Here is a 23,716-nt window from a genome sequence, read left to right on the forward strand (position 1 = left end):
TCGTTCAGTAGAGATCGGAATCCAGCATGGAGAGGCGCCAGAGGCGGCCGTCGGTCAGATCGGCGGGAAGGGGTATGAAGGTTCTGCCGCCGAAATAGGTGACGGGCGCCGACGCCTTGAAGCCGGCCATTTCGAGCGGCAGGCGATGCAGGTCGTTGGGCAGACACCAGGTGGCGATGCGCGTGCGGCCGGAGGCGGCGGCATGCGCGGCGACCGTGTTGATCAGCGCGCGGGCGGCGGCCCCGCTTGCGGCGCGCAGTTCGACGAGATCGAGCATGTCCGCGCCATAGGCCTTGGTCAGCGCATAACCGGCAATCTCGTCGCCTTCCTCCAGCACGAAACGCGTGTAGGTGTTGTCGGGATTGCGATCGATCCGCCAGGCCAGGATGTCGCTGTCGCGGTGCGGTGCGATCGGCAGGTCGCCCGCGACCTTGGCAAAGAAGCGGCCGAACCGTGCGTCGATGCGCTCGGCGATCTGGACGGCTGGGTCGGCTTGTGCCGGGTGACGCAGCGAAGCGATGTCGAGCGTGAGGGTTGGGACCTCGTAACTGTCATACCAGCCGGCCCGCATGATGCGCAGCGCATGCACGGCCGGGTTGGGAAAGCCGTAGACCGCCGATATCCCTTGCTCCGGAAGCGTAGCGTAGAGCGCGTCGGCGGTCTTCTCAAACAGCCGCCGGCCCCGCCAGTCCGGGTGGGTCATCGTCGTCATGGAGAGGGCGGCAGGGTGGTACTCCCCGTGGAGACTCAAAGGCGCGCGGCTCGCCGCATAGTGCCCGACCAGCGCGCCTTCGGCGAAAGCGAGCATGACGAGCGGGCCGCCTGCCGGATGGTCGAGGAAGCGCCAGCGCCAGAATTCGAGGCTCATCGGGCGTCCGAAGACGATTTCGAACAGGGCCGTAATCGCCGGCTCATCCCCGCTTCGGTAGGGTCGAAACTCAAACATCCTCTACTCCGCTATCGGGGCAACCTGCGATCGCCGCGAGGCTTTCAGCTGGGTGCCTTCGTGCAGGTCGTTGACCACGGTGGTTCCGGCCCCGACAAAGGCGCCCCTGCCGATGTGGATGCCGGGGACGATGACGGCGCCCGCGCCGACAAAGGCGTGGTCTCCGACGTGGACGGCGCCACACAGCACTGCCCCGGGCGCGATCATTGCGCCAGCGCCGATCGTGCAGTCGTGGTCCACCTGTGCACCGGTATTGATGATCGCTGCAGGGCCGACCACGCTGTCGGCCTGGATAATGGCGCCGGCCATGACAACGGCACCTGCTTCGATCCGGGCCGAGGGCGAGACGATCGCGTTCGGATGGATCAACGAGGGCACGCGCGCGCCGGCAGCGGCAAGCCGCACGAATTCGCGCCAGCGGATCTCGCCCTCGCCGATTGCCGGAAACAGGTCGTTCTGTTCAAGCCAGGACGGGTCCGCGGTCAGATCGGCACCATCGCCGAGCAGCGGAGCGCCAAGATTTTCCTCACCCCGTTCACTGCGGGGAGCGAGGAAGCCGGCGATCTGCCAGCCTGCCGCCCGGGCGAGTTCGGCGATGACTTTCGCATGCCCGCCGGCTCCCAGGAGAATCAGTCGGCTCGGTCGCCTCATGCCAGATCCTCAAGGGACAGCAAGGTATTCTCGGCGATGTCACGGCCAAGCGTGCGTCCGACCATCAATCCCTCCATCCGGGGCGGCAGGCCGGTGCCGGGACGCAGCAATGTGAGGTCTTCGGCGGTGAGCTTGTGGCCGGCCGGAAGGCTACGGCTGACGGCGACGCTGCGCCGGCCAAGCTGGCGGGCCGAGGCTTCGCAGGGTTGGGGCGCTTTCACCGGGCTGCCGAGGGCCTGTTCGACGCTACGGATGCCCGCGACCATCGCCGCGAATTCGGCCGGCTCCAGCGAGGCCTTGTGGTCAGGGCCAGGCAGGTTGCGGTCGAGGGTCATGTGCTTTTCGATGACGCAGGCGCCCAGCGCCACGGCGGCGATCGAAACGGCGATCCCGTCCGAGTGGTCGGAATAGCCCACGGGCAGTCCCGTCACGTCGGCAAGCGCGGGAATGACCCTGAGGTTGAGTTCGTCGGACGGCGCCGGATAGCAGCTCGTGCAGTGCAGCAGCGCGATGTCCTGGCTGCCGGCCTTGCGCAGGGTCTCGACGCCGAAGGCGACCTCTTCGAGGTCGCACATGCCGGTGGAAAGAATGACGGGGCGCCCTTTGGCGCCCATATGCGCCAGGTAGGATTGCGAGATGCAGTCGGGCGAGGGGACCTTGAAGGCGGGAACGTCGAGCCGGTCCAGCATGTCGATGCTTTCCACGTCGAAGGGCGAGGAAAGAAAGATGATGCCCTCGGCGCGGCATTGTTCGAGCAGGACGAGATGGGCCGCCTCGCTGAGTTCCAGAGCGGCGAGCATGGCATGCTGGTCCGTCAGGTTGGTATTGGCCTTCTGGTAGGCTGCCGTCGGCGTGGCGCGCACGACCAGCTTGTCCGCCTGGAAAGTCTGGAACTTGACCGCATCGGCTCCCGCCGCGCGCGCCGCGCTGACGAGCTTGGCCGCCAGCTCGGGATCGCCGTTATGGTTCACGCCGATTTCGGCAATGATGAAACACGGGTTGTTTCGGCCGATGGTCCTGTCGGCGATCGAAAATGACTTGCTCATACAAGATACTCTTTAAAGGGGGCCGTTACGAAAAGGGACGAGGGCAGTTCGTCATGGCGACGAATGCCTGCGGAACCCTTGGAGATGATGTCCTCGACGACGGTCTCGAGGCGATCAAAGGTGGAGTTGTCGAACAAGTGAGGATTCGCTGCCTTGAATTCCTTGGCGCCGGATTTTGCATCGCGATGCAATGTAAGCGCCTCGCGAATCGTGTCCATCGTTTCTTTCTCCGTGGTGCAGAGCGGGATACCGAGGATCCTGTCGTATTCCACGGGGTATGCAACCCCGGCCCTCCCGACGATTGCGACATTGCGTTCCAGCACGACGGCTTCCAGGGCCGTGACGCTGTAGGCGGTCAGAACCAGCTCGCTTGCGATCAGCAGGTCCTTGATATCGACATCCGCCACATAGCAGAGATCCGCGGCCTCTTCCTCGGCAATGATCTGGCGATAGCGACCGACATGCCCCGGACCTTCTTCCGGATGGGCCTTGAGGATCACACGCACAGGCGTGTCGAGCGCCTTGACCGCCCGGATGATCATCCGCCAGACGGCGAGGATGTGCTCCGCCGGCATCGGCTGGGTCGGAACCGCGATGATCGGCGGATCGCCCGGATGGAGCCCAATCTTGCGACGGGCGTCCTTTCGGGCCGCGATCGGATCGTAGTTCATCGGGCGCAAGACGCGCGGGGATCCGAACGGGTAGCAGCGTTCTTTGGGGATGCCGAAATAGTGGTCATATTCCTGCGCATAATAGTCCGAATACACAGCGGCATAATCGCTGAGAATCGTACTGTACCGGCAGTAGGCGGCGTTCAGGCAGTGGGGCTCGACCGCCAGGCTCGGGATGCCGGCTTCTCGTGCCAAGGTGGTGAACTGGGCGTTGCGCGCAGTCCGGATCGGCGATATCGCCACGGCCGAATACTCTTGCTGCTGGAAGAGCGCTGCGATCGCGCGGGCATTTGCCATGGTATGCAGCACGGTTTGGGACATACCATCGGTGAGCATGAAATCGATCGCGGCATGAACCGCGTGATCCAGGTGATTCTTCGAAAGGAGATCCCTTGTTGTGTCCGCCACACTGAGCAGAAAGGCATCTGAAAATGCATGGGCGCTCGACTTGTCCGGAACCGGAGCGGCCAACTTCAGGTAGCCCGGCCGGCGACCTTTCTCGACCTTCGGCAGGAACGGATCCTGCTGAGCCGCTGAAAAGTTCTTCAGGAGGCTGTTGATGCTGCCCATGGTGAGAATAACGTCTACATTGTAGCGCGAATGGAGATGGGTCGCCATCTGAACGGCTGTGTATCCATAAGCTCTGCCCTCCTGCACGACGAATGCCACGCTCTTGCGATTCGGCAGATGGCTCGGGGTGGTCCGTTCCGGAACTTTGCTTGCAGCCAGCAGATATTCTTTGACGCCTTCCGGCGGGCGAACCTCTGAATCGGCTTGTCTGTCTTCCTCCAGCGTCGCGATGCGTTCGAGGATAAAGGCGCCGCTGCCAACAGAGGCGCGTCGTTGCATATCGGATACCCGGGCAGCGTGTTTGACGACAGTCCTGATCTTGCGGGGGCGGCAGCACCCCTGAATCCGCGGATCCTGCCACAGTGCCGGGTCTGAATAGAATAGGCGAAGAAGCTCGAATCCATCGCCGAAGGTCACGATGACGCTGTCGAACGACGGATCCAGCACAGCCCGCAAGACCCCTTCGAGACGCAATGTCTTGAAGAAGAGTTTGTCGCTGAGCTCCAGGGTCAGGTCCTTGTCGAAGTCCTGAAGGCCCGGGACCAATTCTCCGATCCACGGTGTACCCTGGATAAAGCTCTTGCCAATAGCCTCGGCCGCTTCCAGCGTCTTCTGGTGCATATCGAAGTAGCGCTGGTGAAAACGATCGACGCGGGAGCGCCCATGCTCGACCACGATTTCGCATCCGGGGATCTCTGCCTGAAGGGCCTTCAGATCGAGCCGCCCATAGAGATCCTTGTATTGCAGAAGCGTGATCTTCTCCGCCCCGGACGCCAGGCTCTTGATCGCGGCCGGCGAGAGTTCGTCATCCATGATGATGAGCCGGCTCTTGCACGGCCCCGGCCGCATATGCTCCGGGGATGCGATACCCGGGGAGGAGGAAACCGTGTCGTAGAGATGGCGCGGGCAAAGAGAAAGAAGCAGCGACGACCAGTCCACGTTCGAACTGCCACGGGCGTCGTTCTGGTGCGCGGCGACGACCTGAAGGACCAGGTCAACGTCGCCGCGCTCCAGAAGCGCGGCGATCAACGCGATCGAGGCGTCTTCCTGCTGGCTCGCGGTGTCGATGATCGTCGGCAAAGCTGCAGCCAGTCGATCGCCGCTCGGGCGGTGGGTGCCGGTCGCCACCAGAGCGATGTGGTAGTCCTGAAGTCTTGGTCGTGCGGACAGATAGTCCAAGACAAACCGATCCGCACTATCCTGCCCGGAGCGAGAGCGGATTTGCTCATGCAGCCAGAGAATACGCGCCTGGGTCCGTCGGACGATCGGCGAGTAGGAGAGATAGGCGCCTGCAGCTTTGGCGCCGAGCACCATGAGAATTGCCTGGAGAGACCACCGGGTGATCTGGCGCTCGATCTGGCCCAGGTAGTCGATGGTCGACTTCATATCGCAGCCTCCTTGTAGTCGGTATGTCCCGCGTAATCGCTTTTCCCGGGCAAATTGGTAGTGGTCAGGCTGCCGGCAAGAGCCGGCTCGACTTCGGTCGCTCACCTGCGGTGCGCGTCTGGACGACGCACACCGCGTCGTCTCGGTCGGCCAGCGTCAATAGCTGGAAATCTTCGCGATTTCCCGGCGTGCTCTCTCCAGATCGGCAACCTGGCCGATGTCGCACCAGTATTCCCGCAAGGGAAACACGGCTGCCGCGCTGGGATCCTTCTGCATCAGGCTGTCGAAAAGCGACGGCATGTCGAAATAGCCGCTCTCCGGCAGCAATTCCAGGATTGCCGGGTCGAGGACATAGATGCCGCTGTTCACATAGTGGCGGTGCATCGGCTTTTCTTCGATCCCGACGAACCGTCCTCCCGCTTGCGCCACGACCCCATACGGCACCTGGACGGTGTATTCGCGCAGGCACATCGTCGCCTCGACACCGGTTTCGAGGTGATAGCTGGCGATGGCCGCGAAATTCGCTGCAGTCAGAAGGTCTCCGTTCATGACGAAGAAGGGCCCCCTGATGTCTTTCGGCAGCAGGCGAAGACTGCCGGCCGTGCCCAGCCTTTCCGTTTCCTCGATGTAGGTGATTTGCGCTCCGAACGCCTCGCCCTCGCCGAAATGCTCCTTGATGACATGCGACAGATAGTTGACCGATACGTAGAACCGCGTGAATCCCTGGCTGACGAAACGGCGGATGATGTGCTCGAGGATCGGACGTCCGCCGACATCGATCATCGGCTTGGGAATATTGTCGGTGAATGGTCTAAGACGAGTCCCGAGACCGCCGGCCATCAGGACGACCGGAAGGTCGTGGGAATACGGATTGGCGACGAGGTCCTCGGTTCGATAGAGGCCCAGCACGTTGCCTTGCTCGTCGACGACGGGCAGGCGCGTGATTCTCTCCTGGCCGAGCAGCGTTCTGGCCAGTTCTTCTCGGCTTGCCGTCCGCTTGCAGACGGTGGGCTTTCGATTGAGGATTTGCGAAACCGGGCCGGAGAGATCGACGCCGCGGAGAATGGCCCTGCGAATGTCGCCATCGGTCACGACACCGAGAAGGTGACGGCTCTCATCGACCGCGATTGCAATCTGTTGCGTCCCGGCATCGATCACCCGGATGGCATCAAGGATGCTCGCATCGGGGCTCACGAACAGTGGCTCGGCCGGATGCAGGACCGGTTTCAGGGACAAATCATCGTGCATTGGCATCCTCTGGCAAATGGTCACTTTGCTCCATGACGGCAGCTTGCACTCCCCACTCTCAAATCACAGGGACAATGACAACTGCTGCGCTAAAGTTTTTGTCGGGCAATCAACAGGGAACCCGCCTCCGGAATTCGGTCCTTGCTAATCGACACCCGTTTCGGACGTCCCCCAACGTCCGGGCGGAAGGATACATTTTGATGACAGTTCAAAACGAATTTTCGACTTTCCGTATATTTGTAGTTCGTCATTTTGCCCGGTCAAGTCCGTGGTACGCTAGCGGCCCATCCACGATGCCGTGACCAGGCGAAACTTGCGCAGCTTGCGCACAAGGTATTCCGCAACCTTGCCGCGTCGCGTGTCCAAATTGGGGCGGGTTTCCATTATCCTGTGTAGCGTTGCTTCGCAGGACGCGTACGTTTTCAGGTCCCAGTCCCAATAGAGGGGGTATTTCAGCAGGGTTCCCGCCACAAGCTCATCGAGCGTCAGTTTGCGTCCTCGTCGCGAAAAGGCATCCGCCCCGGCGATGTCATCTGTCAGGCCCCAGCCGGCATAGAACGGTACGCCATAGACGACGACGCGCTTGTCGCGCAAGAGCGCGTCATATCCGGTCAGCGATGTCATCGTATGCACGACGTCGCATGCCTCGATGCAGCCGATCACCGAACGTTCAGTCTCGACATGGTCCGCATAGGCCGCCAGTTGACTCGGCGGGATATGCCCGGCGCGATTTCCGGACGCAACGTCCGGATGTGGTTTGTAGACGATGAAGGCGTCGGGATGGGCGGCGCGCGCGGCGGCCAGAAGGTCGGCATTGGTTCTTATGCCTGGACAGCCGTAGCGGATCGAGGCGTCGTCCTCGACCTGTCCCGGAACCAGCACCACCTGGCGCGTGCCGCGTCCCCAATCCGGCGTATCCGCTGCCCCGACATTGTACTTGGTGATGCCGTTGTCGACGATCATCGCTCTAAGCCTGGCGGCCAGCGCCAGTTCTTCGGGTGCAAAGGCCGCGATATTCAGGATACATTCGAGATCGGAGGGGCGCCCCGGATCGAAATAGATGCCGCGCGAATCGAGCACGATCGAAGAGGGCTTGATGAAATCGGAGCCCAGGCCGACCGATCGGATGAAGCCGTCCTCCATATGCAGGATCTTTGCGCCTGTGGCGGTCGCGAGCGCTTCGAGACCGGGGGGAAGGTCGCGGCCCCAGACGACGAGGCAGTCGCCGGCCCGTGGTTCGCTTGCCTGCGCCGCCGCGACGTCGGCGACGAAATGAACGCGTTCCGGGTGCATGGACAGGAGCGGGCGAAGCGTCGCCGCCTTCCAGCGCCGCAGGCCGAGGCAGATCATCCGACCGGAAAAGCGCGCCGCCATCCGCTTTTGCAGCACGAGCCAGTCGATCACGTCGAAAATCGTGCCACGCGTTCGGCTGACGGGATTGAGGTAGGTGGTGTAGTGGAAATAGGCGGCGGCAAACAGTTCATCGATCGTGCGCCGACGTGTGCGGCGCGCACAGGGTTGCCGGTCGTCGGTCGACCCCCAACCCGAATACCAAGGCAGCCCGAACACCGACACCGGCTTTCCCGCAAGGAGCGCCTCGAAGCCCATGGTGGACGTCACCGCATAGACGCGGTCCATCTTCTCGATGAGGCTGAGCGGATTGATCGCATCGCGCAGCAGGACCGTGCGCTCGTCGTTCTGAATGTGGCTGAGATAACCGCGCTTCTGGCCGGATGTCACCTCCGGATGGGTCTTGACGTAGACGGTTGCATCGGGGTTTTCGGAGCGCGCTGCGGCGAGCATCGCCTCGAAGGTGTCGGCCGTGGCCCCGCCCATCGCCACGCTGTTGTCCCCGGCCGTCTGGTCGATGACCAGAACGCGCCTGACATCGCCGGGGCGCAGCGCCTTCTCGTCGAGGCCCGGCGCATGGTTGTACTTGCTCAGCCGGTGTTCGAGGATCAGCCCTCTTGCTCTTTCAACGTCGGCTTCCAGGCCGGCGAGCACGTCGGTCTGCGAATTCAGCAGGCTTTCCAGCGCCGACGGACGGCGGCTGTCATAGTAGATGCCTTCGCTGTCCCGCACGATCGAGAGCGGCGGGTGGTTCTTTCCGGCGAAATACGAGCGGAGAAAGCCGTCCTCGAGGAAGATTGCCGGGATATCCAGGCGGGCGGCGAGCTCGGCCGCACGCTGCCCGCTCGGCTTCGTCCCCCAGCCGGCGATTGCAACGAGATCGTCCTTTGTCGACCGCTGTGAGGCGCGGCAGGCCTCGGCGCCGAGAAACACGTCGATGAACGGTATTTTGGCTATGCCGCCGGAGGTAACACCGATCTTGCCTGTCGCGGACGAATTCATGATCTGCGTTCCACATCCCAATTGCGGCAAGCACCGCGCTGGCCTGCCGAAGGCCGCCCGAGCCGGAGACCTTGCTCGCTCGACCACATAATACCTGGGATCGTATGCGGCAAGCGGAAGGCTGGGGCGAGACGGGGGAATGGGGTGGCCACCGTCGATCATATGCGGCGGACGGCGTGCGACACGCTCTTCTCGGAGCCCCTGCAGGCGTCCGGTGCCATTGGGCTCCGGCGATTTTGCCGCAACAGGCAATCCCCTGTTAACGGCAGATTAGCGAGTTCAAATGAGAGTGGAGTCCAGCTGGCCAGGAAAAACGCAGCCGGGAGCGACTATGACGCGAAAAATGGCAACCGATCTTGCGAACGACGACGTTCAGCGCAAAAGCCTGCCCGTCGAGCCATTCCAGCGCGCGCTCGAACGCCTCCAACTGATGCAGTCCGACAACGCGAGCCCCTATTGGCTCGAGGCCATGATCAACCAGATCCCCGACTACATCTATGCGAAGGATCTCGCCGGACGGTTTCTCTTCGCCAACCGCGCTGTGGTTGTGGACAACGGGCTGGAGACGGTTGCCGAGCTGATCGGCCGCACAGACTTCGACCTTCACCCCTTCGAAGCAGCGACCGCGATCGACGCCGTCGAGCGGACAGTCATGGAGACCGGCCAGTCCGACCTCGGCATCGAAGAGCAGGCCCTGAACGGAGACGGCGACCGTTGGCTGATGATGTCCCGCCTGCCGTTGCGCGACAAACACGGCAAGACGATCGGTGTGGTCGGCATGTCGCGCGACATCACGGCGCGCAAGAAGGCCGAGAGGCTCATGCAGGCCCAGTCGCGTCTGCTGGAACTCGTTGCGACCGGCATGCCGCTGCTCGACTTCCTGGCGCATCTCGTGTTGATGATCGAGGCGCAGCACGCCGGTTCGCGAGGCTCGGTCATGCTGCGCTCGGCAGACGGCGACGATCTGGAACTCGCCGCGGCGCCCTCGCTGCCCGCTTCGTTCCGCGATCTCATGCGCAGACTGAAGATCGGCCCGGCGTGTGGTATTTCCGGCACCGCCGCGTGGCGCAAGAAACGTGTGATCATCGAGGACGTCCACACCGATCCGCTCGCCAAGAGCCTCCGCTTCCTTGTCGATGGGCTGGGACTGCGATCCTGTTCTTCGACGCCGATCCTTTCCTATCACGGGGAGGTTCTCGGAACCTTCGCTCTCTTCGTCGACCGGCCCGGCTCTCCGGACGCACAGCACGACGAGCTGACCGCGATCGCTGTCCACCTCGCCGGCATCGCCATTGAACGGCACCGGGCCGAGGAACGTATCCGCCACATGGCCCGCCACGATGCGCTGACCGGCCTGCCGAACCGCCTGCTGCTGGATGCGGAGTTCCCCGCCATCCTTGCCGAAGCGAAGGCGGCCGGGCGTGATGTCGGTGTCGCGTTTCTCGATATCGACAACTTCAAGGTCATCAATGACAGTCTTGGTCACGCCGTGGGCGACGAACTCCTGAAGCTCGTCGCCAACCGCGTCACCGACATCATCGACGGGCAGGGTATGGCCGTGCGCGTCGGAGGCGATGAGTTCATCGTCCTTCTGAGCGGTCACGGCGCCGACAATCTCGTGTCGCGCTTCGAAGCTGTGCGGCACGCGGTGGCGACCCCGATCACGCTTGGCGGACTGACCTTTCAGGCGACCTGCAGCATGGGTATCGCCTGCTTCCCGCAGCATGGCGAAAATCCTACGGATCTCGTGGCGAATGCAGACGCGGCGATGTATCGCGCCAAGGAAACCGGCCGGGACAGCCTTGAAATCTTCTCCGTTGAGATGGCGGAGAAGGCGCGAAAGAAGCTCGTGCTGATCGAGGAAATGCGCCGAGCCCTGGAGGAGGGCCAGTTCGTCCTCCACTTCCAGCCGCAGAAGAACCTGCAGACTGGCGAGGTGTTCGGCGCGGAGGCGCTCGTTCGCTGGAACCACCCGACGCGGGGTCTGGTGTCGCCCGGCGACTTCATACCCCTGGCCGAGGAAACCGGACTGATCGTGCCGCTCGGCGACTGGATCCTGCGGGAGGCCTGCCGTCAGTGCAAGGCGTGGCAAGATCGCGGCCTGGAACCTGTGGTGGTCAGCGTCAACGTCTCGGCGCGGCAGTTCAAGGAAAAAGCCTGGGCCGTTCGGGTCGCCGCCGCGCTCGAGGAATGTGGCCTCGACCCCCGCTATCTCGAACTCGAGGTCACCGAGAGCCTGATCATGCAAGACCTGACCGGCGCGCTTCAGCGCATGCGCGAGTTGAAGGCGCTGGGCGTGAAACTGTCGATCGACGATTTCGGCACAGGCTATTCGAGCCTCAGCGCCCTGAAGAGCTTTCCCGTCTCCCAGCTCAAGATTGACCGTTCCTTCCTCGCCGACATCCCGGGGGATGCCGACAACATGGCGATCACCTCGGCCATCGTCTCCCTGGCGCAGAAGCTCGGCCTCGAGGTCATTGCCGAGGGTGTGGAGACCGAGGAACAGGCGCGGTTCCTCCTCAACAGCGGTTGCGTCAACATCCAGGGCTATCTCGTCGGAAGACCGGTTCCGCCCGCCGATTTCCTCGGCTTTCTTCAGGGCGCCAAGGCGCCCGCCCGCCGCGGCTGAACGACGAGCCTGCGATCCGCTGCGAAGCAGGATCAGCTGACGATCAGCAACAGAACGTAGATCAGCACCGTGGCGATCAGGCCGCGAAAGGCGAAGCCGACGAATCGGTACTTCTGCCGGGCGATCAGGGACAGCACGTCCGCATTGCGCAGGTATTCGTTGAACAGGTAGTTGATGTCGGCCTTCTCAGCGGCTTCCTCCAGAAGGGGCCGATGAATGGGCCAGGTACCCCAGAACAGGGACGAGGATGTCTTGATGTGACGGGGAAGGACGACCAGCAGGGCCGATAGAATCGAGAATGTCGAGGCGAGCGCGAGCATCGCCGAGAGCCCGTTGATGACCATGTCGCGTTCGAAATAACGCGCGACCGTGAAGACGTTGCGGACTTCGCTCGATGTCACAAGGAACGCCAGCATGAAGGTGAAGATGTAGGCCGCCTTCTGGTCCGATATCTTTACCTGATCGTAGAAGACGTCGTTTATCTTCTTGACGTGATTGAAATATTCCAGATTTACGTCGCCGATCGTGATCGGCGTCTCGATCAGTTCCGTCGTTGATGTGTCAAAGTCGCTCACGATTGCCGGGCTCCAGTTGTGGCGTGTATTCCTGTTAATACACCCCCCCTGAAAAGCAAGCCGCCGAGATGAAGATGCTTGACACAACTTTTCGAAGTGGCCACTTGTGTGCGTATGTCGGGGGATTTCATCAAGATCAATCTGGCAGCGGTGACGCTGCTCTTGGGCGCGGGCGGGGCATTTGCACCCGCATCGGCGGAACCTGTCGCGCGCGAAACGGATGCTGTGGCCTCCGTCATTGCGCGCAAGACCGGCGAGGAAGTGCGCTTCATCGACGTGTCGAACTGGCGCTTCGTCGACCTGCAGCAGGATCTGTTGACCGGCGACGTCTTGCGCACCAATGCGACCGGCCAGCTGGCGATCCTCTTTGCCGATCGTACGCAGATCCGCCTCGGGCGCAATTCCTCCCTGCGGGTCCGCCAGATGAAGCCCGGCAGCGATGCGGTGCTCGAACTGGAAGCCGGCACGATCTGGGCGCGCGCCGAACGCGGCGGTCCGGGCGTGGAGGTGGTGACGCCGGCGGCGACCGCGGCGATCCGCGGCACCGACTGGACGATGACGGTCAAGGGTGCCGAGACGTCGCTGACCGTGCTCGAAGGCCTGGTCGAACTCAGCAACCCCCAGGGCAGCGTGCAGGTGGCGCAAGGTGAAGCTGCCGCCGCGACGATCGGTCAGGCGCCGCGCAAGGTCGTCATTGTCGATTCCGATGACCGCGAGCAGATGCTGTTCTATCTGGCGCCCCGCAACGCCTTCAACTTCATGCCGGCCTCGACGCTGCCGGTTGCCGACATGCGGCGCGAGGCGGATCGCATCGCCGCCATCCCGGCCGATCAGCGCAGCACCGCGGATCTTCTGGTTCTGGCCGAGGTGCAGCTTTCGCTTGAGAGCCGCGAGGATGCAAAGAAGACGCTGGCAATGCTTCGTGCCCGGACATTGTCGCCGACTGAGCGGGCGCGGGCCGATCTTGTCGAGGCGATCATTGCCGCCGCCGAGCTGCGCTACGAGGAGGCCGACAGGCTCTTCGGCAGTGCCGGTGCCCATCTCGATCAGCGCCGCCGCGACATCGCAGACTACGGCCGTTACTATGCCCGTTCGCTGGCCAATCCCAACCGGCTGGAGCCTCAGCCGCGCCGCATGTCGAGCCCCTATGGCGCGCTGATGCAGGCCTATGCCGCCGGCTTTCTGAAAGACATCCGCGCGGCGATCGACGTGATCAAGGAGGCCGAGCGGCGCTTTCCGAAGGATCCGGCGCTTCCCGCCTATCGTGCCCAGCTGGCACTGCTGCTCAACGACCGGGAACAGGTGCGCGAGGCGATCGACAAATCGCTCGCGCTCGATCCGTCGGAGCCGACCGCGCTCGAGGCGCGGGCGAACTATCGCGCCGGCGTCGAAAGCGATCTCGACGGCGCGCTCGCCGATCTCGAGGCCGCCCTGAAGGTCGCACCCGGTTCGACCAGCATCTGGAACGCGATCGGTGATCTTCATTCGGCACGTGGAGACATGCGGGCCGCCGAGGCGGCGCTGAAGAAGGCGATCGCGCTCGATCCGATGGATCCGGTATCGTATGCCAATCTCGCCCTCCTCTATCTCGACCAGTCGCGCGTCGAAGAGGCGAAGCACGAAATCGACCTGGCGCTCGCCGCCGACCCGACCTTCGACGTCGCGCTTGTGGCGCGCGGCCGCTATCACATGCAGACCGGCGAACTGGACAAGGCGGTCGACGACCTCTTGGCCGGCACCGTGTCCAACCCCTCCTATGCCCAGGGGCAGGGCCTGCTCGCCGCCGCGCATTTTGAGAAGGGCGACCGGGTGCCGGCCGAACAGGCGCTCGACAATGCCGACCGACTGGACGACAACGACCCGGTCATTTCGTCGTTCCGCGCGGCGGTCGCGATCGACGACTACGATTCCGAAGGCGCCATCCGCAATGCGCAGGAGTTCCTTCGGCGCGCCAAGGCCCGCGGCGGCCACTTCGGCTCGCTGAGCGCCAATCAGGATGCCGGATCGACGCTCAACAACGCCTTCCGGCTGCAGGGTCTGAACGCCTGGGGCGAGTATTACGGCGATGCGGTCTTCGACCCCTTCGCCGGCAGCGCCTATATCGACCAGACGGTGCGCGGCAGCGCCAACCCCTTCGCCAACAGTTATGTCCATGGCGGCAATGTCGTCACCAACGGGCAGAACAGCCTGAGCTACTCTTCCTTCATCCAGGGCCTGCTGCTCGATCCGCACATGCTGTCCGGCCGGTCCCGCTCGGCAAACCTGATCCGCCGTCCCTTCTTCGAGGGCGCGCTCGGCGGCGGCTTCACGCAGGCCAATGGCGACACCGGCTATTTGGCGGAAGGCGAGGCACAGGGCTTCAGCAATCTGCCTTTCCCGATCAGCTTCTACGGTAATGTCGAGTGGGAGACGGATTTCGACCAGCGCACGGGCGCCGGCGGAACTCTGGACCTCGACACCGAGGAACGGCTGCTGCGGGGCAATGGCTATGTGGCCGCAAGCCCGAGCCCCTACGACCGGTTCGTGGCCTACGCCAATCATTCCGGCTCGGATTCCGACCTGTTTGCCTCTGCGCTCGGTGGGGGTGGTACGGCCACCTTGAAGAACGAGGCTGACCAGACGAATATCGGTGTCGGCCTCAGCCATACAATCGGCTTTGAGAATGTGGTGAATGCGGCACTCTTCTACAGCGATCTGTCCGCCGACAGTTTCGATACTCTTACCCTCTCTCCGCTTCCCTTGACATCGGAATCCTCTCAGAAAGCCTATGTCGCGGCGATCAGTCATTCGGTCGGTATGGACGATCTCACCTGGCGCTACGGTGTTGAGGGTGGCCGTATCGAAACCTATAGCCAATCCTGGCTACTGGGGGTTCCGACGACCGCCGATCCCGACGAAAACGCCACCTACGGCCGTGTCTATGTCGACCTGCTGCACGAGATCACGCCCGACCTGAAGGCCGAATATGCGCTGTTCGGCACCTTCCTTGACGGCGACGACGACGATGTGGCGCGGCTCGAGCCGCGTGTCGGCATCGCCTGGGCGCCGTCAGACCAGCACTGGCTGCGCGCCGCCTATTCGCGCCAGAGCCTTTCCGTCAACACCCCGACGCTCTCGCCCGTCGGCGTTCTCGGCCTTCAGCCGAACGAGATTTCCACCGGGCTCGACGGCTATGTCGACACGGTCGCCCTGCGCTGGGATGCGGAGTGGACGCAAGACTTCTTCACCTCGGCCGAGTTCCAGCATCAGGACATCGAGGAGCCGCTTATCGCCATTCCGTTTTCGGCGGCACCGTTCTCAGCCTCCGAAGGCCGGATCGACCGCGGCAGCGTGACCGCGAACCTGCTCATCGGCCATGGTTTCGGCCTGTCTTCGACCATCGCCTATGCGATCTCCGAGAACGAAGACCCGACCTCGCCGACCTATGGCGGGCCGCTTCCCTTCGTGCCCGACTGGGCGGGGCAGGTGGCGCTGACCTGGGTCAACGAGGCCAATGTCTCGGCGACGCTCGCCGCCAACTATGTCGGCGAACGCGACACCGAAACCGGCGACGCGCTCGATGACTATTGGACGCTCGACGCCAACCTCACCTGGGAGCCGTTCGACAAGCGCTTCGCGCTCGAACTCGCGGGCTACAATCTTCTCGACCAGGACTTCGAGGTGAACACGAATACTCCGGGCTGGGGCCCGACTTTCACCGGCTCGGTGAAAGTCCGCTTCTGATGGCAGTCCGGCTGCCGTCGAACCTGAGCTCAGCGCCGAAGCTGGCAAGTCGGCGGATGCGGCTGCTCCTGCTGGCCGTCGCGGTGTTTCTGGCGGCGACGGCTCTCTCCCGGCTGCCCGCCGGGGCGCTGATCGACTATCGCGCTTTCGATTACCTGTCGACGCTGTGGCACGAGCCACTGCCGGACGGCGGGCCGGTGGTTGTGGCGATCGACGAGCCGTCCTTTGCCGACCTCAATCTGCAATGGCCCTGGCCGCGCAGCCTGCATGCCCGGCTGGTGAACGCCCTGCGGGCCGCCGGCGCCAGCGTGATCGCCCTCGACGTCATCTTCTCCGAACCGACCACGGCCGACGAGGACCAGGCTCTGGCGGAAGCGCTCGGGCCAGACGTGGTGCTGGCCGGAGACGAGACCCTGATTTCCTCCGCCCAGGCCGATCAGTTCGTCCGCACGCTGCCGCTCGCACAGTTCACCGACACCGGCGCCCGCGCCGGCATCGCCTCGATCAGCCTCGGCGGCGACGGCACGATCCGCACCCTGCCGGTGCTCGACGACAGCTTTGCCGCCCGGATCGCCGAGGCCGCAGGCTTGCCGGCGACCCTGCCGGCCGGCGGCACGCTGATGCAGGCCTTTGGTGGTCCGAGAACCTATCCCACCGTGTCCTATTATCAGGCGCTCGACCCGACGAACCTTTTGCCTCCGGACACCTTTCGCAACCGCGTCGTGATCGTCGGTCTCAGCCTGCAGAATGCGCCGTCTGTCGCCGCCGGCGGGGCCGACGCCTTTGCCACGTCCTACACGGTGCGCACCGGCCGCCTCGTGGCGGGGGCGGAAATCCATGCGACGATCTTCGACAATCTGCGGACCGGCAACGGAATTGCCGAAGCGACGCCGCTGCTGAAGGGCGCATTCGTCCTGCTCGCCGTGCTGCTCGCCGTCCTGCTCGTCTGGCGCGGCACCGGATGGCCGGCGGCCTTCGGCGGCGCGGCCTATATCCTGGCCATGGTTGCCGCCAGCTATGTGGCCTTGCGGTTCGGCCGGACATTCGTCTCCCCGATCGCGCCATCCATGGCCTTCGCGGCGATCGGGATTGCGCAGGCGACGCTCGACTATGCCGCGGAGAGACGCGGCCGCCGCGAGATCATGAGGGCTTTCGGGCAGTACCTGTCGCCCGACCTGGTGGCGCGGCTGGCGGAGGATCCCCGGCAGCTGAAACTCGGCGGGGAGAAGCGGATATTGTCCGTCCTGTTCTGCGACGTGCGCGGCTTCACCACGATCGCCGAGGGGCTGAAGGACGATCCCGAACACCTGACCCAGCTGATCAACCGGCTGCTGACGCCGCTTTCGGAGGTCGTCCTGTCGCATGGCGGCACGATCGACAAGTATATCGGCGACTGCATCATGGCCTTCTGGAACGCCCCTCTGGAGGACGCCGAACACGCGCCGCATGCCGTCTCCGCCGGCCTCGCCATGCTGGCCGCCATCGATGCGCTGAACCTCGAACTGGAAGCAGAGGCAAAGGCCGCGGGCACGCCCTTCATGCCGCTGCGCATCGGCATCGGCATCAACACCGGCGACTGCGTCGTCGGCAATATGGGCTCGACCCGGCGCTTCGACTATTCGGCGCTCGGCGATGCCGTCAACCTCGCCTCGCGGCTGGAGGGGGCCTCGAAACAGTTCGGCGTGCCGTTGCTGCTCGGGGAAGCGACGGCCGGGCTGGTCGCCGACCGGTTCCCGGTGCTCGAACTCGACCGCATCACCGTCAAGGGCCGCAGCACGGGAACCGCCGTCGCCACCGTCGTGCCGGGGGTAAGCAAGACGGCACTCGCCGTGCATCGCCAGTTCGTCGCGACCTTCTATGCCGGCAACAGGGAAGAATGCCGGCGGCTTGCCGAGCCTCTGACTGCCGAAATTCCGGCGCTCAAGGATTACTACCGGCAGAACGCAGAGCGCTGAGCGAAGCCGCGCCGCGCCCCGCGACCGTTCAAACGACGCCTCCTCACGAACAATCAGCGCCAGGTTCAAACGGTCCGCGAATGGCCGAGGCCGCACTTTTGCGCCGCCGTTGGACGCAGGACCCGAGCCGTGCCGCCCTTCCTGACGGATTGATGACGAAATTGGAAGAACGCTGAAAGACCGCTCAAGCGGCTGACATGCTGTGCCCCTAAACACATCGCCGAGAGCGCCGGGCCTGCCCGCCATCCCGCGCCGATCCCGTGCTTAGAAGGTGCCAGCCCATGAAAATCGTCCAGATCAGCGACACGCATTTCAGTCCGTCCAAGCCGCACTTCAACGGCAACTGGGAGCCCATCCGCCGCTGGATCGAAGAGGTCAAGCCGGACCTCGTCGTGCACACCGGCGACCTCACCATCGACGGCGCCGACCACGAGGAGGACATCGTCTTCTCCATGGCGCTGCTCGGCGAACTCGACGTGCCGGTCCTCGTCGTTCCCGGCAATCACGATGTCGGCCATATGCCCGGCTCGCACCAGCCGATCGACAATGCCCGCCTCGAACGCTGGCGCCGTCTTGCCGGTCCCGACCGTTTCGCCAAGGACATCGGCAACTGGCGGATGATCGGGCTGAACAGCCTGCTCGTCGGCTCGGGTCATGCGGAAGAACAGGCGCAGTTCGATTGGCTCGTCGAGATGCTGGAAGGCAGCGAGGGCCGCCGCGTGGCGATCTTCGCCCACAAGCCGCTGTTCGTCGACGATCCGGGCGAGGGCGATACCGGCTATTGGGGTGCCCGCCCCGCCGAACGCCAGCGCCTGTTCGACCTCATCGCCGCCCATGACGTGGCGCTCTATGCCAGCGGCCATCTGCACTGGAGCTGGCAGGGCGAGATGGGTGCCACCCAGCTGCTCTGGGCGCCGCCGACCTCCTTCATCATCGACAAGCTGGAACGCGAAATGCCGGGCGAGCGCCTCGTCGGTGGCGTGATCCATCACTTGGAAGACGACGTGACGAGCGAGATCGTCGCGGTCTCCGGCATGATCGCCCATGTGCTCGACGAGGTGATCGACGAGGTCTATCCGCGCGCCAGCACCACCACCGCGGCTCCGGTGGAGGCGGCCGAATGAGCGCGTTCAGCCTTCGCGACATCAACAAGTCCTATGGCGGCAACAGCATCCTGAAGGGCGTCAGCCTCGAGGCTGAGGCGGGCGAGTTCATCGCACTGGTCGGACCGTCCGGCTGCGGCAAGAGCACGCTTCTGCGCATCGTCGCCGGCCTCGACCATGCCGATCGCGGCGAGATCGTCATCGGCGGCGAGGACGTGTCGGCCAGGGCGGCGGGCGATCGCAACATCGCCATGGTGTTCCAGTCCTACGCGCTCTACCCGCATCTGACGGCCGGCCAGAACATTGCCGTTCCGCTCGCCATGCGCCGCCTGTCGACCGCCGGGCGCCTGCCGCTGGTCGGCGCCATGCTGTCGGGTCAGCGGCAGATCCGCGCCGATATCCAGCGCCAGGTGCAGGACATGGCGGTCTCCCTGAAGATCGACCATCTGCTCGACCGCAAGCCCGGGCAGATGTCGGGCGGCCAGCGCCAGCGCGTGGCGCTTGCCCGTGCGATGGTGCGCCATCCGAGCGTCTTCCTGATGGACGAGCCGCTGTCGAACCTCGACGCCAATCTGCGCGTCCACGCGCGCGGCGAGATCGTCGAACTGCACCGCAAGGCCGGCGTGCCGACGCTCTACGTCACCCATGACCAGTCGGAGGCGCTGTCCATGGCCGACCGCGTCGCGGTGATGATCGGCGGGCGCCTGCTGCAGCTCGACAGCCCCCGTACGATCTACGACGACCCCGCGCATCTCGAGGTCGCCCGTTTCCTCGGCCAGCCGCGCATCAACATTCTCCCGACCGTCATCGATGGAAGTGGCCTCGTTCAGGTCGGCGGTATCCGTCTGGCGACCCGCGCCGACCTGAAGCCCGGATCGCCGGTGACGGTCGCCTTCCGCCCGGAATTCGTGGCGCTTGGACCCGCCGGCGAGGGCAACCTGCCGGCCCGCGTCGAGCGGCTGGAATTCCTCGGCTCGGAAGTGGTGGTCTTCACCAAGCTCGCGGCAATGGACGGCATCGTGGTCGCCAAGATCCCGCCCGCCGAGGCCATCGGCCTTGCCGCCGGCCAGCGTATCGATCTGAAACTCGATCCCGACGCCATCCTCCTGTTCGACGAACACGGCGACCGGCTTCCCGCCAGCATCGCCATGGTCTCGGCCGGACGCTCGGAGGTCGTAAATGGCTAGTGTTGTCCTTGACGGCGGCCGGCCGCCGCTCGTCCGCTCCGCCGCTGAAGCCGCGAAGAGGCGCGAAGCCCGCATCGCCATCTTGCTCTCCGCTCCGGCCCTGCTGCTCCTGCTGCTTTTCGTCATCCTGCCGACGGTCGCGGTGATCTTTCTTGGCTTCACCGATTTCGAGCTTGGCTATGCCAGCTTCAACTTCGTCGGTTTCGAAAACTATGCCGAACTGCTGAACGACCGTACCTTCAAGAAGTCGTTGTGGAACACCACGGTCTATGCGGCGATCGTCGCGCCCACGTCGATGGCGCTCGGGCTCGGTATTGCGCTGCTGATCGAATCCGAAGGCTGGGGCAAGAGCCTGTTCCGTACCGCTTTCTTCCTGCCCGTCGCCTCGTTGCTCGTGGCCATGGCGACGGTGTGGCAATATCTCTTTCACCCGACCATCGGGCCGATCAATGCGGCGCTGGCGATGATCGGCATCGACGGCCCGAACTGGCTCGGCGCGTCGAGCACGGTGATGACCAGCCTGTCGATCATCGGCATCTGGCAGGCCACCGGCTTCAACATGGTGCTCTTCCTCGCCGGCCTCTCGGCCATCCCGCGTGAGCTTTACCAGGCGGCGGAAGTCGACGGCGCGCGCTCGGCGCTCTCCCGCTTCCGCCTCGTCACCTGGCCGATGCTCGGGCCGACCACGCTGTTCGTCACCACCATCAGCATCATCAATTCGGTCAAGGTGTTCGAGACCGTCAAGACGCTGACCGAAGGCGGTCCGAACAAGGCGTCCGAAGTCCTGCTCTTCACCATCTACCAGGAAGGTTTTGTCTTCCTCAAGGTCGGCTACGCCTCGGCGATGACCGTCATCTTCCTGGCGATCCTCGTCTCGCTGATGTTCCTCCAATACCGCGTCATGGACCGGAAGGTGCACTACGCATGACCCTGACCGATCGTTTCACGCCTGGGCGCGTCGTCCGCCTTGCCCTTCTTACGCTCGGCGCCGTCGTCTTCCTCGCGCCCTACATCTTCATGATCTCGACCGCCGGCAAGGCGCAGAGCGAGATCTTTTCCTCCTCACTCAACCTCATCCCGCAGACCTGGTCCTATGCGGAGAACTTCGCCAAGGCTTTTGGCCGCGTATCCATGGGCGGCCTGCTGCTGAACGGGGTGATCGTCTGCGGCCTGATCCTCGTCGTCCAGGTGCTGGTGGCGATCCCTTGCGCCTATGCCATGGCCAAGCTGTCCTTTGGTGCAGCCCGGCTGATGATGGCGCTGGTCATGCTCGGCCTGCTCGTGCCGATCCACGCGACGGCGCTGCCGCTCTATGTCGCCTTCGACCGGCTCTCGGTGCTCAACAGTTATTTCGCCCTGGTCGCGCCCTTCTCGATCTCGGTCTTTGCCATCTTCCTCTTCCTGCAGTTCTTCCGCGGCATTCCCGACGATCTCATCCATGCGGCCCGCCTCGACGGCATGTCGGAGGCCGGCATCGTCGCGCGGGTCGTGGTTCCCAATGCCTGGCCGGCGATCACCGCCTTTGCGATCTTCTCCGTCGTCGCCCACTGGAACGACCTGTTCTGGCCGCTGATCGTCGTCACCAACCAAGCCTATGCCACGCCGCCGCTCGGGCTCCTCTACTTCCGCGCAGCGGAGGCCGGCGACGACTACGGCGCGCTGATGGCGGCCACCCTCATCATCACCCTTCCCCTCGTGCTCGCCTTTCTGCTCGCGCAGAAGCGCTTCGTCGAGGGTATCACCATGACCGGTCTGAAAGGCTGATCGGTCGCAACCAAGGAGACCTGCGATGACCTATCTCAAGAAGGCGCTCGCCGCGGCAGCGGTGACGCTGTCCGTGAGCATGCCTGCCCATGCCGAGACCACGCTCAACGTGCACTATCCGATGCCGGGCTTCTTCAAGGACGTGATGGACACGATCTCGAAGAAGTTCATGGAAGAAAACCCGGACATCAAGATCACCTTCGCCAATCCTTCGGCGACCTATGAGGAAGGCATCCAGACCATCATGCGCCAGGCCGGCACGGCCGAAATGCCGGATGTCACCTTCATCGGCCTCAACCGCCTGCGCATGGTCAACGAGCGCGACATCCCCGTTGATCTGGCCCCCTTCATGGCCAAGGACGGCAACATGGCCGAGCAGGGTTTCTCGGAGAACATCCTCAAGCTCGCCCAGGTCAAGGGCAAGCAGGTCGGCCTCGCCTTCGCCACCTCCAACCCGATCATGTATTACAACGCCGATCTCGTGCGCAAAGCCGGCGGCGATCCGGACCAGCCGCCGAAGACCTGGGACGAAGTGATCGCCCTGTCGTCCAAGATCAAGGCGCTCGGCGACGGCAATGAAGGCATCGACTTCCGTTGGCAGGGCGACGACTGGATGTTCTCGGCCCTGCTGTTCGGCGCCGGCGGCAAGATGCTGAACGACGATGAAACCGGCGTCGCCTTCAACGGTCCGGAAGGCCTCAAGGCCTTCGAACTGGTCGACAAAATGGTCAAGGAAGGCGGCCTTCCGGTGTTCACCAAGCAGGCCGGCGAACAGGCCTTCGTTGCCGGCAAGGTCGGCTTTGCCTTCATGACCACCGGCGCGCTGCGCAACACCATCAAGAATGTCGGCGACAAGTTCGACCTGCGCACCGGCCATATCCCGCTGATCGATCCGGCCAACGGCAAACTGCCGACCGGTGGCAATGCCGCCGTCATGCTGACCCGCGACGCCGAAAAGCAGGAAGCCGCCTGGAAGTTCATCAAGTTCGCCGCCGGCCCGTTCGGCGCCTCGGTCGTCGTTCCCGGCACCGGCTACGTGCCGAACAACGAACTCGCCGCCAAGTCGCCGGACTATCTCGGCAACTTCTACAAGGAAAACCCGCTGTTCCGCGCCGGCCTCGAACAGATGCCGCTCATGCAGCCCTGGTACGCCTTCCCCGGTTCGAACGGCGTGAAGGTCACCCAGACGATCGTCGAGAACCTGTCGCGCGTGGTCGAACAGTCGGCCGAGCCGAAGGACGCCCTCGACGACGCCGCCGCCGAAGTCGAAGGCCTGCTGCCGCGCAGCTAGGCCTGACGCTTCGCCCGGGACGACCGGACCAAAGACGCGTCGCTCGCAAGAGCGGCGCGTCACACTGCTGACAAGCGCATGCCGGCGTTTCACAATGCCACGGCTGAATTGACGGCGCAGGCCCCGGGATTCTCTCTTCTCCCCAACGGGGAGAAGATGCCCGAAGGGCAGATGAGGGGGTCCCCTAGGCCACGGTCGCTGGTGTCGGCGTTGGGCGCGCTTTGGTCGGCTGTCCGCGGTAGTACACGTTATGCTCCGGTCGCATGGTCAGGGGCTTCGCCCCCCTTGCATGTTCAAACTGCATCGATTGTTGGATGATTGATGCGCTCTCCGGCGGATGGCCATCCGCCGGAGAGCGGACGGTCGGGACCGCGCGCCCCTTGGCAAGAACCGGGGATGAGATTGGTCCGGCCGTCCTCGCGTTTGTCCTGAACAGATGATGGGGAGCAAGTCCCGCATGCAAGGCAAGGTTTCGTTCGAAGAAAACGCGATGGCGACAGTCTACGTCGGCGTGGACGTGTGTAAAGAGTGGCTCGACATTCACCTCCATCCGCTCGGCGAAAGCCGGCGCTTTGGCAATGACAAGACCGGGATGCGCCAGTTGAAGCGGATGCTGGCC

The 23,716-nt window shown here is 63.9% G+C and carries 15 protein-coding genes and 1 pseudogene; 9 read left to right on the forward strand and 7 right to left on the reverse strand.

The genetic code is table 11. From position 1 onward, the window contains the following. Positions 1–4: 4 nt before the first annotated feature. The 6 genes from L867_RS26630 to L867_RS0123510 form a co-directional block, all read right to left on the reverse strand. Positions 5–946, reverse strand: coding sequence for a GNAT family N-acetyltransferase (locus L867_RS26630; protein WP_028739101.1), 942 nt, complete (start codon positions 944–946; stop codon positions 5–7). 3 nt (positions 947–949) lie between these two features. Continuing rightward, positions 950–1,597: an acetyltransferase gene (locus tag L867_RS0123490; RefSeq protein WP_028739102.1), complete on the reverse strand. Its 648-nt coding sequence runs from the start codon at positions 1,595–1,597 to the stop codon at positions 950–952. Further along, entirely contained in the window at positions 1,594–2,643 is a 1,050-nt protein-coding gene (neuB, locus tag L867_RS0123495) for an N-acetylneuraminate synthase (protein ID WP_028739103.1), read from the reverse strand. The genes L867_RS0123490 and neuB overlap by 4 nt, the downstream gene beginning before the upstream one ends. Further along, a complete protein-coding gene (locus L867_RS0123500) occupies positions 2,640–5,270 on the reverse strand; it encodes a hypothetical protein (protein WP_028739104.1) in 2,631 nt (876 codons plus the stop codon). The genes neuB and L867_RS0123500 overlap by 4 nt, the downstream gene beginning before the upstream one ends. 156 nt (positions 5,271–5,426) lie before the next feature. Continuing rightward, on the reverse strand, positions 5,427–6,518 hold the full coding sequence (locus L867_RS0123505; RefSeq protein WP_051439181.1) for a nucleotidyltransferase family protein: 1,092 nt from the start codon (positions 6,516–6,518) through the stop codon (positions 5,427–5,429). 276 nt (positions 6,519–6,794) lie between these two features. Then, complete coding sequence (locus L867_RS0123510) at positions 6,795–8,870, reverse strand: capsular polysaccharide biosynthesis protein (RefSeq protein ID WP_028739106.1); 2,076 nt, start codon at positions 8,868–8,870, stop codon at positions 6,795–6,797. Positions 8,871–9,213: 343 nt separating this feature from the next. On the opposite strand from L867_RS0123510, the gene L867_RS26250 reads away from it, so the two are divergent. Then, on the forward strand, positions 9,214–11,499 hold the full coding sequence (locus L867_RS26250) for a putative bifunctional diguanylate cyclase/phosphodiesterase (protein WP_104368058.1): 2,286 nt from the start codon (positions 9,214–9,216) through the stop codon (positions 11,497–11,499). A gap of 32 nt (positions 11,500–11,531) precedes the next feature. Here the strand turns inward: L867_RS26250 and L867_RS0123520 are convergent, their stop codons facing one another. After that, complete coding sequence (locus tag L867_RS0123520; protein WP_028739107.1) at positions 11,532–12,074, reverse strand: Pycsar system effector family protein; 543 nt, start codon at positions 12,072–12,074, stop codon at positions 11,532–11,534. Between the two features lie 114 nt (positions 12,075–12,188). Between L867_RS0123520 and L867_RS0123525 the strand changes: the two genes are divergently transcribed. The 8 genes and pseudogenes from L867_RS0123525 to L867_RS28260 form a co-directional block, all read left to right on the forward strand. Beyond that, entirely contained in the window at positions 12,189–15,797 is a 3,609-nt protein-coding gene (locus L867_RS0123525; protein ID WP_028739108.1) for a FecR domain-containing protein, read from the forward strand. Beyond that, complete coding sequence (locus tag L867_RS0123530) at positions 15,797–17,752, forward strand: CHASE2 domain-containing protein (RefSeq protein ID WP_037174266.1); 1,956 nt, start codon at positions 15,797–15,799, stop codon at positions 17,750–17,752. The genes L867_RS0123525 and L867_RS0123530 overlap by 1 nt, the downstream gene beginning before the upstream one ends. 281 nt (positions 17,753–18,033) lie before the next feature. Next, positions 18,034–18,876, forward strand: coding sequence for a metallophosphoesterase family protein (locus L867_RS0123535; RefSeq protein ID WP_028739110.1), 843 nt, complete (start codon positions 18,034–18,036; stop codon positions 18,874–18,876). After that, complete coding sequence (locus tag L867_RS0123540) at positions 18,873–20,042, forward strand: ABC transporter ATP-binding protein (protein ID WP_028739111.1); 1,170 nt, start codon at positions 18,873–18,875, stop codon at positions 20,040–20,042. Before L867_RS0123535 ends, L867_RS0123540 begins: the two co-directional genes overlap by 4 nt. Further along, entirely contained in the window at positions 20,035–20,970 is a 936-nt protein-coding gene (locus L867_RS0123545) for a carbohydrate ABC transporter permease (RefSeq protein ID WP_028739112.1), read from the forward strand. Before L867_RS0123540 ends, L867_RS0123545 begins: the two co-directional genes overlap by 8 nt. Then, entirely contained in the window at positions 20,967–21,806 is an 840-nt protein-coding gene (locus L867_RS0123550) for a carbohydrate ABC transporter permease (RefSeq protein ID WP_028739113.1), read from the forward strand. The genes L867_RS0123545 and L867_RS0123550 overlap by 4 nt, the downstream gene beginning before the upstream one ends. Before the next feature lie 25 nt (positions 21,807–21,831). Beyond that, complete coding sequence (locus tag L867_RS0123555; protein ID WP_028739114.1) at positions 21,832–23,097, forward strand: ABC transporter substrate-binding protein; 1,266 nt, start codon at positions 21,832–21,834, stop codon at positions 23,095–23,097. 457 nt (positions 23,098–23,554) lie between these two features. After that, positions 23,555–23,716 (forward strand): annotated as a pseudogene (locus L867_RS28260) (IS110 family transposase); the annotation flags it as partial.

Origin of the sequence: Paenirhizobium selenitireducens ATCC BAA-1503 (assembly GCF_000518785.1) — a bacterium.
In the GTDB taxonomy this organism is placed as follows: domain Bacteria; phylum Pseudomonadota; class Alphaproteobacteria; order Rhizobiales; family Rhizobiaceae; genus Allorhizobium; species Allorhizobium selenitireducens.